The sequence below is a fragment of the Anaerotruncus rubiinfantis genome (genome assembly GCF_900078395.1).
GTDB classification, from domain to species: domain Bacteria; phylum Bacillota; class Clostridia; order Oscillospirales; family Ruminococcaceae; genus Anaerotruncus; species Anaerotruncus rubiinfantis.
Genome location: NZ_FKLA01000009.1, coordinates 481,638 through 497,018, shown reverse-complemented (window position 1 = coordinate 497,018; position 15,381 = coordinate 481,638). Strand labels below are relative to the sequence as shown.

General features: G+C 56.1%; 14 protein-coding genes. 7 read left to right on the top strand and 7 right to left on the bottom strand.

What is annotated here, in order from left to right; translation table 11 throughout:
• Window positions 1–70 precede the first annotated feature (70 nt).
• The 3 genes from BN4275_RS07800 to BN4275_RS07790 all read right to left on the bottom strand — a co-directional run bounded on the left by BN4275_RS07800 (window position 71) and on the right by BN4275_RS07790 (window position 3,011).
• On the bottom strand, window positions 71–1,354 hold the full coding sequence (locus BN4275_RS07800; RefSeq protein ID WP_066456367.1) for a TRAP transporter large permease: 1,284 nt from the start codon (window positions 1,352–1,354) through the stop codon (window positions 71–73).
• Window positions 1,351–1,851 carry a TRAP transporter small permease gene (locus BN4275_RS07795; RefSeq protein WP_066456365.1) on the bottom strand — a complete coding sequence of 167 codons (501 nt, stop codon included), beginning with the start codon at window positions 1,849–1,851 and terminating at the stop codon, window positions 1,351–1,353. Before BN4275_RS07795 ends, BN4275_RS07800 begins: the two co-directional genes overlap by 4 nt.
• Before the next feature lie 83 nt (window positions 1,852–1,934).
• Window positions 1,935–3,011 carry a TRAP transporter substrate-binding protein gene (locus tag BN4275_RS07790; protein ID WP_066456359.1) on the bottom strand — a complete coding sequence of 359 codons (1,077 nt, stop codon included), beginning with the start codon at window positions 3,009–3,011 and terminating at the stop codon, window positions 1,935–1,937.
• A 129-nt stretch (window positions 3,012–3,140) separates the two neighbouring features.
• Between BN4275_RS07790 and BN4275_RS07785 the strand changes: the two genes are divergently transcribed.
• Window positions 3,141–4,199 (top strand): carbohydrate kinase family protein, encoded by a 1,059-nt coding sequence (locus BN4275_RS07785; RefSeq protein WP_066456356.1) that lies wholly within the window; start codon window positions 3,141–3,143, stop codon window positions 4,197–4,199.
• Between the two features lie 231 nt (window positions 4,200–4,430).
• Here the strand turns inward: BN4275_RS07785 and rbsK are convergent, their stop codons facing one another.
• Genes rbsK through BN4275_RS07770 form a run of 3 tightly spaced genes read right to left on the bottom strand, consistent with a single transcriptional unit; the run spans window position 4,431 to window position 8,614 of the window.
• Window positions 4,431–5,354 (bottom strand): ribokinase, encoded by a 924-nt coding sequence (rbsK, locus tag BN4275_RS07780; RefSeq protein ID WP_066456353.1) that lies wholly within the window; start codon window positions 5,352–5,354, stop codon window positions 4,431–4,433.
• Between the two features lie 13 nt (window positions 5,355–5,367).
• Entirely contained in the window at window positions 5,368–6,348 is a 981-nt protein-coding gene (locus tag BN4275_RS07775; protein ID WP_066456350.1) for a glycyl-radical enzyme activating protein, read from the bottom strand.
• Window positions 6,335–8,614 carry a pyruvate formate lyase family protein gene (locus tag BN4275_RS07770; RefSeq protein WP_066456349.1) on the bottom strand — a complete coding sequence of 760 codons (2,280 nt, stop codon included), beginning with the start codon at window positions 8,612–8,614 and terminating at the stop codon, window positions 6,335–6,337. The genes BN4275_RS07775 and BN4275_RS07770 overlap by 14 nt, the downstream gene beginning before the upstream one ends.
• Window positions 8,615–8,895: 281 nt before the next feature.
• Here BN4275_RS07770 and BN4275_RS07765 point away from each other — a divergent pair, with 281 nt between their 5' ends.
• The 6 genes from BN4275_RS07765 to BN4275_RS07740 all read left to right on the top strand — a co-directional run bounded on the left by BN4275_RS07765 (window position 8,896) and on the right by BN4275_RS07740 (window position 13,990).
• Entirely contained in the window at window positions 8,896–9,936 is a 1,041-nt protein-coding gene (locus tag BN4275_RS07765) for a LacI family DNA-binding transcriptional regulator (protein WP_066456348.1), read from the top strand.
• A 227-nt stretch (window positions 9,937–10,163) separates the two neighbouring features.
• On the top strand, window positions 10,164–10,481 hold the full coding sequence (locus BN4275_RS07760) for an L-rhamnose mutarotase (protein ID WP_066460281.1): 318 nt from the start codon (window positions 10,164–10,166) through the stop codon (window positions 10,479–10,481).
• A gap of 101 nt (window positions 10,482–10,582) precedes the next feature.
• Complete coding sequence (locus BN4275_RS07755; RefSeq protein WP_066456347.1) at window positions 10,583–11,668, top strand: TRAP transporter substrate-binding protein; 1,086 nt, start codon at window positions 10,583–10,585, stop codon at window positions 11,666–11,668.
• Between the two features lie 81 nt (window positions 11,669–11,749).
• Window positions 11,750–12,244, top strand: a complete 495-nt coding sequence (locus tag BN4275_RS07750) for a TRAP transporter small permease (protein ID WP_066456344.1) — start codon at window positions 11,750–11,752, stop codon at window positions 12,242–12,244.
• A 1-nt stretch (window position 12,245) separates the two neighbouring features.
• Window positions 12,246–13,526: a TRAP transporter large permease gene (locus BN4275_RS07745; RefSeq protein WP_066456341.1), complete on the top strand. Its 1,281-nt coding sequence runs from the start codon at window positions 12,246–12,248 to the stop codon at window positions 13,524–13,526.
• A 56-nt stretch (window positions 13,527–13,582) separates the two neighbouring features.
• Complete coding sequence (locus BN4275_RS07740; protein WP_066456338.1) at window positions 13,583–13,990, top strand: RbsD/FucU family protein; 408 nt, start codon at window positions 13,583–13,585, stop codon at window positions 13,988–13,990.
• Between the two features lie 90 nt (window positions 13,991–14,080).
• On the opposite strand, the gene larAH6 is transcribed toward BN4275_RS07740, so the two are convergent.
• On the bottom strand, window positions 14,081–15,358 hold the full coding sequence (gene larAH6 / locus BN4275_RS07735) for a nickel-dependent malate racemase, LarAH6 family (protein ID WP_066456336.1): 1,278 nt from the start codon (window positions 15,356–15,358) through the stop codon (window positions 14,081–14,083).
• Window positions 15,359–15,381 lie beyond the last annotated feature (23 nt).

Genomic DNA, 15,381 nt, shown 5'->3' with positions numbered 1-15,381 from the left:
TTTTCAATATCTGTCCACGTTATATCCCATTTACGCCGGATATGCCGGCGCAAAAGCGGAATGTTTCCGGTCATCCGGCCAGCGACGGCACAAACAGGACAAACGGCGGGAAATAGGTGATGAGCAACAGCACCACCACGTTGATCAGGAAAAACGGCATCATCGCCTTGGCGATCTTTTCAACCGGCAGCTGGCTGATTCCGGAAGCCAGGTACAGGCAGGAGCCGACCGGCGGGGTGATGAGGCCCTGCGCCAGGTTGAAGCACATGAATACGCCGATATGTACCGGGTCCATATTCATTTCCACCAGGATCGGCAGAAGGATCGGTGCCAGAATGATGCACGACGGGGTCGAATCCATAAAGGTGCCGACAAACAACAGGAACAGATTGATAATGAGCAGCAGGACAAACTTGTTGTTTGTGATTCCAAAGAGCAGCTCGACAACCATCTGCGGGACCCGTTCCTGAGTCAGGATATAGCCGAAAATGGAAGACGTGCAGAGAATTACCATGACCGAACCGACCATTTTCGCGGATTTAAAGAAGATCCCCGGCAGGTCGCTCCAGCTGATCTCGTGGGTGACCAGGCTCAGGAAAAGCGCATAGACAACCGCCAGCACCGCGGATTCGGTAGCGGTTGCGATACCGGTCACGATGCCGCCGATGATGATAACCGGAAGCAGAAGGGTCGGCAGGCCCTGCACGATGAAACGAAGGCATTCATGCAGGCTCAGGCGTTCACCCGCCGGAATGTTGACGCTGAGCTTTTTGTTGTGCGCATAGAAGAACACGAGCGCCATCTGCGCAAGCCCCAGCAGGATGCCCGGGACCATGCCGCCCAAAAAGAGCGACCCAATCGAAACGCCGGTGACCGATCCAAAGATGATAAAGAGCATGCCGGGCGGTATGATCGAGGAGATGGTGGAGGAAGCGACGGTGACGCCGGCGCTGAAATCCTTGCGGTATCCGGCTTTCTCCATTGCCGGGATCAGCACCGATCCGATCGCCACAGTGTCCGCTGTGGCCAGCCCCTGTACGCCGCCAAACAGCATGCTGACCAGCACGTTTACATAGGCGAGCCCCCCGCGGAAGCGCCCGACAATCGCGCGGGCCACGTTGACCAGCTTTTGGGTCAGGCCGCCGGTATTCATAATTTCCCCCGCCAGGATAAAGAGCGGCAGCGCGATAAAGATGAAGTTTTCGAGCGAAATGGTCATCTTTTGTGGTACCATGGAGATGGGCATTCCGTTTGCCATCAGGTAAAACAGCGAAGCCAGCCCCAGTCCAAATGCAATTGGCACCCCGATCGCGAGAAAGAGCAGAAGCAGGAGGAACATGATCCAGATACTCATTCGGCAGGCACCTCCTTCTGATTTTTCCCAAAGAGCCCCTTGACAGTGTCTCCGATGGCAAGCAGGCAGTTATAGGACATGATCACCGCGGAAACCGAAAAGGCGGCGGAGATATAGCCCATTTTGATCTTTAAGACCGGGCTGATCCGGTTCATCGCAAACTGAATGATTTCCACGTTTCCAATCGTGCAGACGACAAAGAAGAAGATCAGCAGCAGATTCACAACGATCTTCAAAAGTTCCTGCGCAATACGCGGAAGCTGATCGGTGACAAGCGTCAGCGAAACCACCTGGTTATCCCGCATTCCCATGCTGCATCCCATAAAGACCATCCAGATCAGTAGATAGACGGTGAGTTCCTGGGCCCAGTCGATCGAAAACTGAAAAACATAGCGGGAGATCACCTGCAGAAACACCAGAACGACGATTGCCATCAGCGCAAGCTCGACAAAGTAACCGCTGATTTTATAGATGATATCACTTATTTTTCTTAGCATATCCGAGTCCTCAATCCCTTTTGAATTGGAGCTGCTGTCAAAGTGGGGACGCTGCGATAATGCAGCGTCCCTCCGGGTCAGATTTAACGGACACTGTTAATGGCGTCAATGTATTTCTGGCATTCGGGATATTCCTTGACAAGGTTGTCGTAAACCGGCTGAACCAGTTCAAGATACGGCGCGGTGTCCTCCACCTTGGTCCAATCCTTGAAGTTGTTGTCCTTGAGTTCCTGCAGCTGCGCGGCGTTCTGATCCCAGGCCGCTTTGATGACGCCTGGCAGATCCTCTTCCACGACGCGTTTGACGATCTCCTTATTTTTGTCGGAGAGCGCGTCATAGGACTTCTTGCTGATGACGCAGGTCTGGGTGGATGCGAAGAGCGGGATATCGCAGTAATAGGGGGCGACTTCATAGGTGGCAAGGTTTTTGAAGGCGACGCCGTCGTTCATCCAGGCGTCGACGACGCCCATCTTGAGCGCGTTGTAAACGTCGTTATAGGGGACGGCGATCGGGACGGCGCCCAACGCGGTCATGGTGTCCATCTGCACGGCGACTTCCATGGTGCGCCATTTGACGCCTTTGAAATCTTCCGGCGAGTTGATGGTCTTTTTGACCAGGTTCGGCTGGCGGTAGCCCAGGATGCTCCAGTACCAGACCTCAAGGCCGCTGGCTTCGAGCTTGGCGTTCATTTCCTTGGCTTCGTCGGTCTTGGCAAACCGGTCGGCATGGTCGAAATCATCAAAGATGAAGGGCAGGTCCCCCACGTTAAAGCTGGATTCAAGGCCCGCGAGCAGCGCGCATCCCATCTGGGCCGCATCGAGCGAACCGGTCTGCAGGTTCTGAAGCAGATCGGCTTCGCCCCCGAGCTGTCCGAGCGGATAAAACTCGACCTTGAGCTCCCCGCCGGTTTCCTCCTCAATGCGTTTCCACATCGCTTTGTAAGCATTCGACTGGTTGGTGTCCTCCGCGTCGAAGGTGGAAAACTTCCAGGTGGTGACCTGCGCGGGAGCGGCTGGTTCGGACGCCGCTTCACTCTGGGCGGCGGCAGACGATGCGGGCGCGGCGGGCGCGGAGGACGCCGCCGGTTTGGACGACGTGCAGCCGCTCATCACAGTGAGCGCCATGGCCGATGCGAGCAGTAGTGCAAAGATTCTTTTCATTTTGTACCTCCTAAAGTTTTGTCCGGAGACATATTGCCTTTCGTGTAAATATATAATATTATAATATTATAATAAGATCAACCCCAAAATTAAAATTTTGGAATGACTGGAGAAAAGGATGAGTAAAATATGGTGAACTGCAACAAAGATTTCCTCAGGAACAGACGGGCGCTGGTCGGTTTCGACGGCTATATTGACCGCATCCTGCGCCCCATCGTGCAAACGACCGAAGAAACTGCCGCGTATTTTGACACGATTGGGGATTTCGGCAATTTCCTCGCGGGAAAAACCGGTAAGAGCTGCGCGATTCAGCTCGATTCACTTGAGGAGCGGCGCGGCGGGAACGCGCCCATCCTGGCCGGGACGCTGGCGGGGATCGGCGCGCAGGTAACGCTCTGCGGGATGCTCGGGCGCTCCGGTCCGCTCGCGGTGTTTGACGACCTTCCGGAAAACTGCGCCCGCCGCAGCTATGCCGCGCCGTGGGAAACGCTCGCGCTCGAATTCCTTGACGGAAAGGTGATGCTGGCGCCGCGGCAGCCGGCGCCTGAAAACCCGCTCGCGGCGGTCGAACAGGCGCTCGGCGGGGAAGCCGCCGCCGGCGAAGCGTTTGGAGCGGACCTTGTCGCGATGGTCAACTGGGGCGAGATCGACTTTATGCATTCCCTCTGGCGCGCCGCCGCGCAGAAATATATCTGTACCGTGCCACAGCGGGAGAAACAGCTCTTTTTCGATCTGGCTGACCCCGCGCGCCATCCCGCCGCCCGGGTAAACGAACTGATGGAGCTTATCGGCGCTTGCGGGCGGTACCGCACCACTGTCCTGAGCGTCAATCTGAACGAGGCGCAATTGATTGCCGAAAAGCTGGGAATCAGCTGTCCAGACCCACGGGAAGCGGGCGGCGTGCTGGCGGAACAGTTTGGAATCGACCAGGTAGCGGTGCACACCCTGCATGAAAGCCTTCTGTTCGAGAATGGCAGGCAATATGCCGCGCCTACTTCGTTTGTCCCAAAACCGAAAATTTCGACCGGCGCGGGCGACAATTTCAATGCCGGATACTGCGCCGCGCTGCTCTTGGGGCTCTCCCCTGACGAACGTCTGCGGGCCGCGAACGCCTCCGCCAACTACTATGTGCGCAATGCCCGGGGAATCCCCTTCGAAACGTTTTGTGCCGCGCTGAATCAGACCTGAAAGACGGCTTTCCAGGCGCCAATCTAAAAAAGCTCCGCAAACCAAAAGTTTGCGGAGCTTTTTCGTGTTGTCTGCATTCTGTCAGAGCATGATGTTGTCGATTCCCACAAAGTTTCAAAGGCAAAGCCCGGCCGGGGCATACGGGGCTACAGAGCGCCCTTCCTACGCCGGCTCAAACCGTACCGTCCAGCAGCGCGGCCCCTTTTGTCTTCCCTTTCTGTTTTTGGAATCTCAGCCGTAGTTTTCCTCATAGAGTTTCAAAATTTCCTGCCGATAAGGGGCCGAAGCGGCCGCGCCCTGTTTTGTCACAGAAAGCGTTCCACAGACGTTTCCATAGCGCGCGGCCTCAAAGATATCCGCGCCCTGTGCAAGCGCCATAACAAAACCGCCGTTGAAGGCGTCCCCCGCACCGGTCGTATCCACCGCTTTCATCGGTATACACGGCAGATACTCCCCACGGCCGCGGTCCGCCACATAAGCGCCCTGCTTCCCCAGGGTGATCACAACGCCCTGCATCCCTTTTTCAAAGAAAACGGCGGCGGCCTTTTTCGCATCTTCCGGCCCTTTCACCGGTATACCGGTGAACAGCGCGGCTTCGCTTTCATTCGGGGTGATGATGTCGACCAGGCTGAGCAGGCTGTCCGGCAGTTCCCTTGCCGGGGCGGGATTCAAAATGACCCGGGCGCCGCTTTGCTTTGCAAGCGCGGCGGCGCGTTTTACCGCGTCAAAATTCACTTCCAGCTGCAAAAGCAGCAGATCAGCCTGTTCCAAAACCGGTGTCACCGCAGCGATGTCGGCCTCGGAGATCCTTCCGCAGGCGCCGCTTGTAATAACGATCATGTTCTGGCCGCTCTCCTCCACGACAATCAGCGCCGTTCCGGTACTGGCCGTTTCATCGACAAGAATATAACGGGTGTCCATCCCTTCCCGGCTGTAGACTTCCCGCGCCATCCGGCCGAATTCGTCCGCGCCGACCTTGGTGATAAAAGTTACATCCGCGCCCGCGCGGTGGGCGGCAATCGCCTGATTGGAACCCTTACCGCCGGAACCGATCTGAAAAGAACTGCCATGCACCGTCTCTCCTGGGACAGGAAACTTCGGCGCGCGGGCGGCAAGGTCGACAAAGAAACTTCCGAACACCACAATTTTTTTCATATCGCACCCACCTTTACTCCGCTACCAGCCCGGTGACAAAGACCATCTCCGGACTGCATCCGCCCAAGAGCGCCGCCTCCCGAAGCTTTTCCGCCTGCGCGCTGCCGATCAGCTTCACATCCGAATAGGACCATTCCCCGCCGAGCTTTTCATATTTGTTGATACAGCTGTTGTTGAAAGCGCAGAGCTCCCACCGGGTCACCGCGGGCAGCAGATGACCGGCGATGAATCTGCCGATTTCGGACAGGTTTTCCTCCGTCGCGGTCGCGCCCGGGATCAGCGGGGTCCGGATCCACATCTGCGCATTCCAAACGCCGTCCGCAATCCCCTGTGCAATCCGCTTCGCATGTTCCAGTATAACCGCATTGTCCGCGCCTGTAAACTGTTTGTGCGCCGCGCCGTCAAGGATTTTCAAATCATACAGAACATAGTCCGTATGCGGCAGCACCTTTTCAAGCGCGTCCCATCCGGCAAGGCCGCAGGTGTCCAGCGCCGTCGTGACGCCCGCTTCATGCAGCCGGACGAACAGGGCGGCCACAAAGTCCGCCTGCATCAGCGCCTCGCCGCCGGAGGCGGTCACGCCGCCTCCGGTCTGGTCGTAGTAGGTTTTGTCCTTAAGCAGTTCCCTGACAAGTTTCTCAAGCTCCCAGTCTTCCCCGATGAAGGTCATCGCCTGTGCCGGACAGGCTTTTACGCAGGCGCCGCACGCCCGGCATTTTTCCCGGTCGATCACAATGCCCTGTTCCTTCATTTCGTTCGCGCCGTATGGACAGGCCTCGTGGCAGAGCCCACACCCGATACAGGTTCTGCCGTCCCACCAGACCGCCTGCTTGAAAGGGATTCCTTCGGGATTGTGACACCAGGCGCAGGAAAGCGGGCAGCCTTTGAAGAACACCGTCGAGCGCAGGCCCGGCCCGTCGTGGGTGGTGCCGCGGTAGAGATCGAAAATCAGCCCGCGGCTGTCCGTCGGTGGGCAAAGATCACATCTCTCCATAGTTGTTTCTCCCGCAGAACTCAACCTGGAAGGGTTTCGCAAGGCAGATGAACCGCGTGGTGTAGCCGGTGACCTTGATGACGATATTCTGATATTCCGGATTTTCGGGATGGTCGATCGCATCCTTCAGTTTCTCGAGGTCGATGATGTTCAAGTTGACCTGGAAGGTATTTTTGCTGAAATACGCCTCGATGAAATTCTTGATATATTCGGAAAGATTCTCCTTGCCATCGAAAAATTTCGGCTGAAGCTCGATCTGAAGGGTGCCGCCGAGGAATTTATAATTATGTACCTTCGCAAGCGAGTTCGCAGTGGCGAGCAGGCCCTTCGTGTTCCTGCCAGCGGTCGGGTTGATGCCGTGCGCAAGCGGCTCGTTGGCAAGGCGGCCGTCCGGAGTTGCGGGAAGCACATTGGTCGCGGTGTGTCCCTGGAACTGGTAGAGAGACGCACGGTACTGCTGGCCGCGGTTGTTATAGGTGTTGTCAAGCACATCGGCGATCATATCGGTGATCCGCACAAGCAGCTCATCCACCTCGTCGAGATCGTTACCAAATTTATCCTGGCGCAGGAAACGCTGACGCATGATCTCGTTGTCCTCCCAGTTTTCACTGGTCGCTTTGCGCACGTCCGCAAGGGTATAGGCCTTCTCGTCGAACACCAGCTTCTTGATCGCGTAAAGCGAATCCGCCACGTTCGGAATCCCCAGGACATTGGCCGAGGTATACTGATAATCCACCCCGCGGTGGCCGGTGATATCGATGCCGCGCTCAACCGGACCGTGGAAGCTCAGGGAGGTCGCCATCTCCGGCCAAACCTTGTCGATCACTTCGTATTGCGCGTCCTTAAAGACCCGCAGCGCTTCGGCAGTGCGCTTGAACTCCTCGGTAAACGACGCGAACAGCTCCTCGAAGTCCTTCGGCGGATTCTCGATGCCGCGGTCGATGGCGCGCCACATCGGGTCCAGTAGGACGAGGGAGTTGACGTCCTGGTCGCAGTATTCCTTGCCTGGGACACAGAACCACTGGCAGCCGCCGACCGCGACTGTCCACGCATCCTCCCACGGCACGCCCGAACGCATCTCGCAGTCGACGAGCAGGTCGTAGTTGCAGAAGGTCGGGACGCTCGCGCCGTGGCGCGCAAGCACATCGCAGGCATAAAGCAGAAGTTTCTGGTCCATATCTTTGTGCCACATCAGGAAGAGGTTGTTGTAGTCATCCACCATGTCATAGGCTTCGAGCGTGACCCAGCTCATATCGTTCGTCGCGTCCGAACCGTCCGCCAGCCGGCCGCAGATTGTGAAATGCTGGCCGCGAATCTTCAGGAAAAGCTCTGCCAGATATTCCCGCGCCTCCTGACGGGTGATCCGTCCGCTTTCGAGGTCCTTCACCAACAGGTCGTTCAGATAGAGGTCGATACGGCCATAGCCGTTGCCGTGGCCCACGATGCGGTCGGTCATGACGCCGAACTGAATCCACTGGACACCCTGGTGGTAGGTTTCAGGCGGCTTGCGGGAGATATGCGCGCAGTCGTCGGCCACCATTTTGTAAAGCGCCTTCTGCGCCGGATCGTCGGTGGCTTGCGCCAGTTCGTAAGCCTTATCGGCATATTTCTGGATGTAATCGATGATCGCCTGGCAGACATAGCGAAGCCCCTGCAGATAGTTGACCTTGCCCGGGTGATCAAGACGGGTGTACAGCGCGAGCGACTTGTCGATCCTTTCAAGGATGCCGCCCCAGCCTTCGGTCAGCCCAATTGAAAAGTCCAGGCAGGTGTGGCCGTGGCTGGTGCCGCCGGCGCCCAGCTTGCGTACCTCACGGCCGAGCTCGTGGACCTTGTCGCCAAAATAATACTGGCGGATTTCGTTCATCTCCCAGTGAAACTCTCCGACGATCGATTCAAACGGATGGATCTCCGCCGGGGAATTGTCGAGCAGGAAGGCGTAGTCCTTGCCCCAGCTCAGCGGCGTGGCCTCATACCCTTCCACGTGGGATGGGACCTCCTTGTAACGGGGAAATCCCTCACCGATATCCACGCGGCAGGCGTGGTCGCCGAGCGAAAAGCTGCTCTCTTTGGTGGCGGCCCACTCCCCCGACTGGGGGATGCAGCCGTTCGCCTTGTCGGTCCAGTGATAAACCAGCTGGTTTTCATCGGCGGTATAAAGGTTACGGCGGCCGGAAATAGCCAGCTCCTGATTATAGGCAATCACCTTCTGCAGGCGCTCCCCGGGAAGGAATTTGGATGGATATTTGGTTCTGACACTGCTCATATGGACGCATCCTTTCTCGTTTGACTTGCGGCAGAGGCGTTTCAGCGCGGACTCCCGGCGGTCCGCCGCACACAGCCGTGGCAGGTGGCTGCGCGGAGATTTGCATGGTGCGGGCCGGGGGGAATCTTCTGGTTTCATTATCCGTTGCGTCAAGTGTAAAACGCAATATGTAAATTATATTTTTACATAAGTAAATTTATAAATTTTCATCTTGAAAAAGTTGTGCGATTTTTCAGAAAGTGCTACAATATAAAAAAGGCTATGAGGGAAGGTGAAAACAGATGGCTGCAACATTATCGGATATTGCAAAAAAGGCCGGCGTTTCAACCGCAACCGTCTCCCGCGCGTTCAGCGGCAAGGATTTCATCAATGAGCAGACACGTGAAAAGGTCCTGAAAATTGCAAAGGAAATGGACTTCACACCCAAACAGTACAAGCGGCAGCTCGCCCGCGTCACCTGCCGGGACCGGATCGGGGTGGTGATCCCCGATATCCGCAACACCTATTACGCCGAGGTCATTCAGGGCATCGAATCGGTGATGGACCCGAAGGGGATCGAGGTTATCATCTGCAATACCGATGAGGACCCCGGCAAGGAAATCCGCTACCTCAATATGCTCCGGCAGATCCAGGTCGGCGGGATTATCACCGTTCCGGTTTCGGACACGGTGGAATACAACGCGGAATTCCTGATCGATATGAACAACACCGGCACGCCGGTCGTCATCCTCGACCGCGATCTGCGCGGCGGCAACATGGACGGCGTATTCATGAACAATTACGGCGGCGCTTACGAAAGTATCCAGGCTTTTATCGACAACGGGCACCGTGATATCGCCTTTATCTGCGGCCCAACAACCTCCACCAGCGGGCTCGACCGCCTCAACGGCTATCTCGGCGCGATGAAAGCGAATGGCCTGCCGATCCATGAGGAGTATATCCTCTACGGGGATTTCAAGTTTGACCTGGCCTACGATATGACCAAAAAACTCTTGGAAAAGCAAAACCGGGTCACCGCGATCTTCTCCTCAAACCGTCGGATGTCCTCCGGATGTATGCTGGCCCTTGCTGAGAAGGATTTGGTGATCGGTGCGGATATGGCGTTTATCTCCTGCGGAAAAATTGACATAAACTTCAATCGGATCAGCCACGTCAGTTACCCAACCGTAGATATTGGCGAAGAATGCGCAAAGATCCTCCTCGGAAAGATGGAAAAGCCGAAACGTATCCGCAGCGCTTCGAAAAAAAGGATTACCTTCGATATGAAGCTGGTGCTCCGCGGCTCGGAAAAATTCCCGCCGAACCGGAAAAGGCCGGATTGAATGTTTGTGGAAAGCTTATACCGAAACTGTACAATTCTCCCTGGGCATTCGCGTGATATACGCTTTTTTCCAGGGGGATTTCTTTTTGTCCACAGTGGCTCAATGAAACTTTATATATTTTCATATGTAAATCCATAAATTACATAGTGAAAGATTGAAAGAATTTGTATACTATTGTGGTAAGAGGATCCGTGTTTCAGTGCAAATTTGCAGAAGGGATTGAGAAAATGAAAAGAATCGGCACCTTATCCAAGCTTAAACCGGGCGCCGCGGACGCCTATATCAAGCTGCACGACGAAATCTGGCAGGGCGTTGTGGATGCTGGGCATGAAGCGAATATGCGCAACTTTTCCATCTTTCGCATAGGAGATTATCTTTTCTCTTATTACGAGTATATCGGCGACGACTTTGAGGCAGACATGGCCAAAAAAAGCGCGCTTCCCATCAGTATCGAATGGCAGAAAGCCACCGGTGAATTCCGGGAGATCATGGACGGCGAAAACCGTTTCATCGAGATAGAGGAAATCTGGCACCACGATTTTTAGACACCGACCCCCAAAAGCATTTGGAAGAAAAGAAGGATGTTCCCGCAAGGCGGGAAAATGGAAAGTGAATAAACCTGTAAAGTTACATGGAGGGTTATAAAATGAAAAAAATGCTGAAAGTCGTATCGATCGTTCTTTGTGCCGCAATGCTGCTGATGACCGGATGCTCCGGAAACAGTGGTACCGCCCCTGCATCCAATGCGGCCCCAGCCGCGGATGCCGCTCCCGCAGCCAGCGGCGACGCCCCGGCAGCGGAGGCCATCACCCTGAAGGTCGGCCATATTTACAGCGCCACGCATAACGAAGCCCTCTGGCTCGAAGAGCTTGGCAAGCGGCTTGAAGAAGCCTCCGGCGGACGTCTAAAGCTCTCGATCTTTGGCGGCGGACAGCTCGGCACCGAACGTGAGATGGCCGAACAGATCCTGCTCGGCACTTTGGATATGGGCGTTTCCGGCGGCAGCACCTGGGCAAACGCACTCAACGCGCCTTCGCTTTCCGCGCTCGAACTTCCCTTCCTTTATAAGGATATCGACGGACAGAAAAAGGTCATGGACGAGGTTGTTCTGGACTTTGCCGAACCGGTCATGGTGGAGTCCGGCGTGCGCCCGCTCTTCTGCTTCTCTGCTTCGATCCGCGGCGCGCTCACCACGACCAAACCGATCAAAAGCCTGGCGGATATCTCTGGAATCAAGATGCGCGTGCCGGAAAACAACGTCTATGTCCAGACCTGGACCCTGCTCGGCGCAAACGCAACCGCCCTCTCCTGGAGTGAAGCCTATACTTCCCTTTCCCAGAGCGTAGTCGACGGCGTCGAAGCCGACCCGTCCACCCTGGTGGATGCAAACCTGCAGGAAGTCGGCAAATACTATTCGCAGACCAACCACATGGGCACCATCCATATCGTCGGCATCAACGAAGCCAAATGGCAGTCGATCCCCGCAGATCTGCAGGAAATCTTCATCAAAACCACCCAGGAAGTCTCCAGCCTGCAAGTTGAGGACCGCAAGGTGACCGACCAGGCCGCGATGGACAAGATGGCTGAAGCCGGCGTTGAGATCGTTGATGTGAGCGTCGAAGAATACAACAAGATGGCGGCCGCTGTTCAGCCGTTGTATGACGAATTTGACGCGGAATACGGCGTGGGCGACGTCATCAGCAAAATCCGCGAACTGGGAACCGCAGCGTAAGCAAACTGAATGGGGAACAGACGGGGCGGCAGCCCCGCCTGTCCCCCGGACACCGCAAATAACAGGGAAAGAGGGTATTTGATGCGGGTATTTCTGAAAATTGACAAGTTTGTGGAAAAGCTGCAGACCTACGTTTGCTTCGCGCTTTTGTGCGCGATTGTGCTGCTCGGCAGCATCGCGGTTTTCAGCAGATTTGTCTTTAACCTTTCGATTCCATGGGCAGAAGAATTCCTGCGTTACAGCTGCGTGTGGCTTGTATTTATCGGTTCCTCCCTCACGGTGCGCAACGACGGGCACGTCTCGATCGATCTGCTGCAGGAATATCTGAAAAATCACAAGGTGCGCGCCGTGCTGTATGCCGCGTCCCGTCTGGTGGGGGTGGCGTTTCTGGCGGTTTTGTTCCCGGCGTCGATCACGCTTGTGCTGCGGTCGCAGAACTCGATGGCGGCATCTCTTCCGATCTCGTTTTCCTATGTATATGCCGCGGTTCCCGTGGGAATCGTTCTGATGCTGTGGTCATATCTTACCGCGCTCCCACGCCGCACCAAAGAAATTCTGGAGGAAGGGGACGGATGATATGATTCAAATTACAATTGTCCTTCTGCTCATTTTTATCGCACTCGGCGCGCCGGTTGTATATGCCATCGGTTTTTCCGGGGTTATCGCGCTTCTGATGTCCGGCGACGTACCGCTGTTCATGGCGGTTCAGCAGATTGTGCGCGGAATCAACTCCTGGTCGCTGATGGCCTGCCCGCTTTTCATCCTGGCCGGCGAAATCATGGCGGGCGCGAAGCTGTCCGACCGGATTCTCAATTTCTGCTCCCAGCTGTTGTCCTGGATGCGCGGCGGCGTTGGCTGCGTATGCGTTGCGGGCAATATGATTTTTTCCGCGATCACCGGCTCCGGTGCGGCCGCGATCAGCGCGGTCGGTTCGCTCACCACGCCGGAACTTGACAAGCAGGGGTACAAGCCCGGCTTCGTGGCCGCGCTGATCGCCGGCGCGGGCGCGCTCGGCCCGATCATCCCGCCGAGCCTCAATATGATCGTCTATGGCTCGGTTACCGGCGATTCGGTCGGGAAGCTGTTCGTGGGCGGCATCATTCCAGGCATCATCATCGGCCTGACACTGATGATCATGTGCTATTTCTATGCCCGCAAACACAACATCGACGGCGGTTCCGGCCAGTTCAGCCTTCGTTCGCTGTGGAAATCCTTTAAAGAAGCGTTCTTCGCGCTGATCACCCCGCTCATCATCATCGGCGGCGTAATCTTCGGCATCTTCACCGCGACCGAGGCGGGCGTCGTGGCCTGCGTCTACGGGCTGATCTGCGGGTTGTTCATCTACCGTTCGGTCAAGCTGAAGGACCTTGTCCCGATTTTCCGCAAGGCGACCGAAAGCAGCTGCATGGTCATGCTTATTATGGGCGTGGCGCAGATTTACGGCTACATATTCGCCATTGAAGGCGTAGGCGAAAAGGTTGGTAATTTCCTGCTTTCAATCACCACCAACCCGACCCTTATTATGTTGATCATCCTCGGCATGATGCTCATCATCGGTATGTTCATGGACTGCCTGGCGGCAACGGTCGTCATCATGCCGGTCATCTACCCGATCATCAAGAATCTTGGCATCGACCCAATCCAGTTCGGAGTCATGTTCTCGATTTCGACGGTCATCGGTGGGCTGACCCCTCCGGTTGGCGTTTACCTTTTCCTCTCCATGGGCATCACCAAAGCACGGTTCAGCGACACTGTACGCTACATCGTTCCGGTAATCGGAATCATCATCGCCGTCATGATACTGATCATCTTTGTCCCAGGCGTCGCAACCCTGCTGCCCGATCTGTTCATGAGCTGATTTTGGGGGTAAATTGATAATTTGCAAAGCAACTTTTGGATAAGGAGGCAACTAGCATGCTGAAAACAGGCTGTATCAACCCGTTGCTGATCGAGGCGCTCGCTTTCTGTGGGCACGGCGACAAGGTGCTGCTGGTCGACGGAAACTATCCGCTCGCCGCCCGCAGCGGTGAAGCAAAAAAGATTTTTCTCGGTGTAAAGCCCGGGCTGCCCACCGTCCCGCAGGTGCTTGAAGCGCTGTGCAGTATCGCAAACTTTGAGAAGGTGGAAGCCATGGTTCCGGATGACGGAAGCACTCCCGAAGCGCTCAAGGAAGTCCGCGCGGTCATGCAGGGCATGCCGCTGGACACGCTGGACAGGTTTGCGTTTTATGACGCCGCCTGCGAGCCGGACGTCTGTGTGGCAATCTCCACCGGCGAGGACCGAACCTACGCTTGCCTGCTTCTGACTGTAGGCGTCGTATAAAACTGTAAAAAGGCCGCCAATCAAATCGATTGGCGGCCTTTTTATATCTTAAAAAACAGTTCGCGCGGGATAGATTGCGGAGGACTCCGGTCATTCCGCCAGGCAGGGCAGGGTCGACCCTGCATAAGGCATCACAAGGACGCTGGCATCCGGGCCAAGCTTCCCCAGCGCATCGTCGAGCGCCTGCTGCACGCTGCGATAGGGCTGCAGATGGATCTTCCGGACAAAATCCGCTTCCATCTCCGAAACCAGATAGATATCGGCATTCTCCAGCACCAGAGCGATCGCCGCGGCCTTATGGCCGCCCAGCTGGAAGTCGGTCTGGATGCGTTCGATCATGGCCCGCGGGCTGGCCGAACCGGTCATCCACTCCTCGAAGGTCTTTTCCCCGAGACCCTCCTGGCAGGAACCGACCAGGATGATGATTCCGCCCGGCTTAACGGCATGTTTCGCGTTGTCCAGCGCTTTTTGCGTCTGATACAGGTTCAAATCTTTCGGCGCGCCTCCCTGTGACGCAATGACAATATCCGCCCGCGATGGGATCGCAATTTTATAGAGACGGTCCAGGAACCGGCATCCCTCCCTGTGCGCAAGGATAAAGTCGCCTGCCACTGCGTGAAGGATCTGTTTATGTTCGTCCAGCACCACATTCACAATAAAATGCAGAGGACAGAGCCGGACCGCATCCTCGATATCCATGCGGACGGGGTTGTCCTCCAGTCTTCCCGCAGCAGCTTCCGGCAGCACCATCCGGCTGTGATTTGCCTGAATGGCGGCACGGGTGGATACTCCCGGCATGATCGCTTTCGCCCCGCCGCTGTAACCCGCAAAATAGTGGAATTCGATATTGCCCAAACCAATCCGGAAATCCGCTTCAGCCACCACACGCGTAATATCCACCGGAGTGCCCAGCCGCGTACTGCCAAGGCGAACGAAATCGGTTGTATCGCTGTCCATGCAGCGAACCGTTTGATACACCTCATCCCCCACCAGCCTGCGCATCTCCGCCTCGGTCTGCCTGCGGTGGCTGCCCAATGCAAATACGATGGTGATATTCGCGGCATCCACCCCCGCCGCATAAAGCTCCTCCAATACCGCGGGGATCAATTGACCGCTGGGCAGCGGCCTGGTGATATCACTGGTGATGATCACAATCCGCATCCCCGGTTTCACAAGCTCTCTCAGGCGCGGCGAGCCCACAGGACACTGGAGTGCGCTGTCAACCGCCGCCCTCCCGGTACGCTCGACGGCAACCGCATTCGGTTTCAGAATTCCGAGCAAACGATGCTCCTCCACCGCTACCATCTGCGGCTTCATTCCATATCCAATTTCGATGTTCTGTTTCACCGGTTCACTACTGTAATCCATGCTCGTTTTCCATCCCTTTCTAT

What these genes read in the sequence shown, in the direction of transcription:
- BN4275_RS07750 (WP_066456344.1), top strand. Translation starts at nt 11,750, where the DNA reads ATGCGGGTATTTCTGAAAATTGACAAGTTTGTGGAAAAGCTGCAGACC.
- BN4275_RS07785 (WP_066456356.1), top strand. Translation starts at nt 3,141, where the DNA reads ATGGTGAACTGCAACAAAGATTTCCTCAGGAACAGACGGGCGCTGGTC.
- BN4275_RS07800 (WP_066456367.1), bottom strand. Translation starts at nt 1,354, where the DNA reads ATGAGTATCTGGATCATGTTCCTCCTGCTTCTGCTCTTTCTCGCGATC.
- BN4275_RS07770 (WP_066456349.1), bottom strand. Translation starts at nt 8,614, where the DNA reads ATGAGCAGTGTCAGAACCAAATATCCATCCAAATTCCTTCCCGGGGAG.
- BN4275_RS07795 (WP_066456365.1), bottom strand. Translation starts at nt 1,851, where the DNA reads ATGCTAAGAAAAATAAGTGATATCATCTATAAAATCAGCGGTTACTTT.
- BN4275_RS07790 (WP_066456359.1), bottom strand. Translation starts at nt 3,011, where the DNA reads ATGAAAAGAATCTTTGCACTACTGCTCGCATCGGCCATGGCGCTCACT.
- BN4275_RS07760 (WP_066460281.1), top strand. Translation starts at nt 10,164, where the DNA reads ATGAAAAGAATCGGCACCTTATCCAAGCTTAAACCGGGCGCCGCGGAC.
- BN4275_RS07755 (WP_066456347.1), top strand. Translation starts at nt 10,583, where the DNA reads ATGAAAAAAATGCTGAAAGTCGTATCGATCGTTCTTTGTGCCGCAATG.
- BN4275_RS07740 (WP_066456338.1), top strand. Translation starts at nt 13,583, where the DNA reads ATGCTGAAAACAGGCTGTATCAACCCGTTGCTGATCGAGGCGCTCGCT.
- BN4275_RS07765 (WP_066456348.1), top strand. Translation starts at nt 8,896, where the DNA reads ATGGCTGCAACATTATCGGATATTGCAAAAAAGGCCGGCGTTTCAACC.
- larAH6 (WP_066456336.1), bottom strand. Translation starts at nt 15,358, where the DNA reads ATGGATTACAGTAGTGAACCGGTGAAACAGAACATCGAAATTGGATAT.
- BN4275_RS07745 (WP_066456341.1), top strand. Translation starts at nt 12,246, where the DNA reads ATGATTCAAATTACAATTGTCCTTCTGCTCATTTTTATCGCACTCGGC.
- rbsK (WP_066456353.1), bottom strand. Translation starts at nt 5,354, where the DNA reads ATGAAAAAAATTGTGGTGTTCGGAAGTTTCTTTGTCGACCTTGCCGCC.
- BN4275_RS07775 (WP_066456350.1), bottom strand. Translation starts at nt 6,348, where the DNA reads ATGGAGAGATGTGATCTTTGCCCACCGACGGACAGCCGCGGGCTGATT.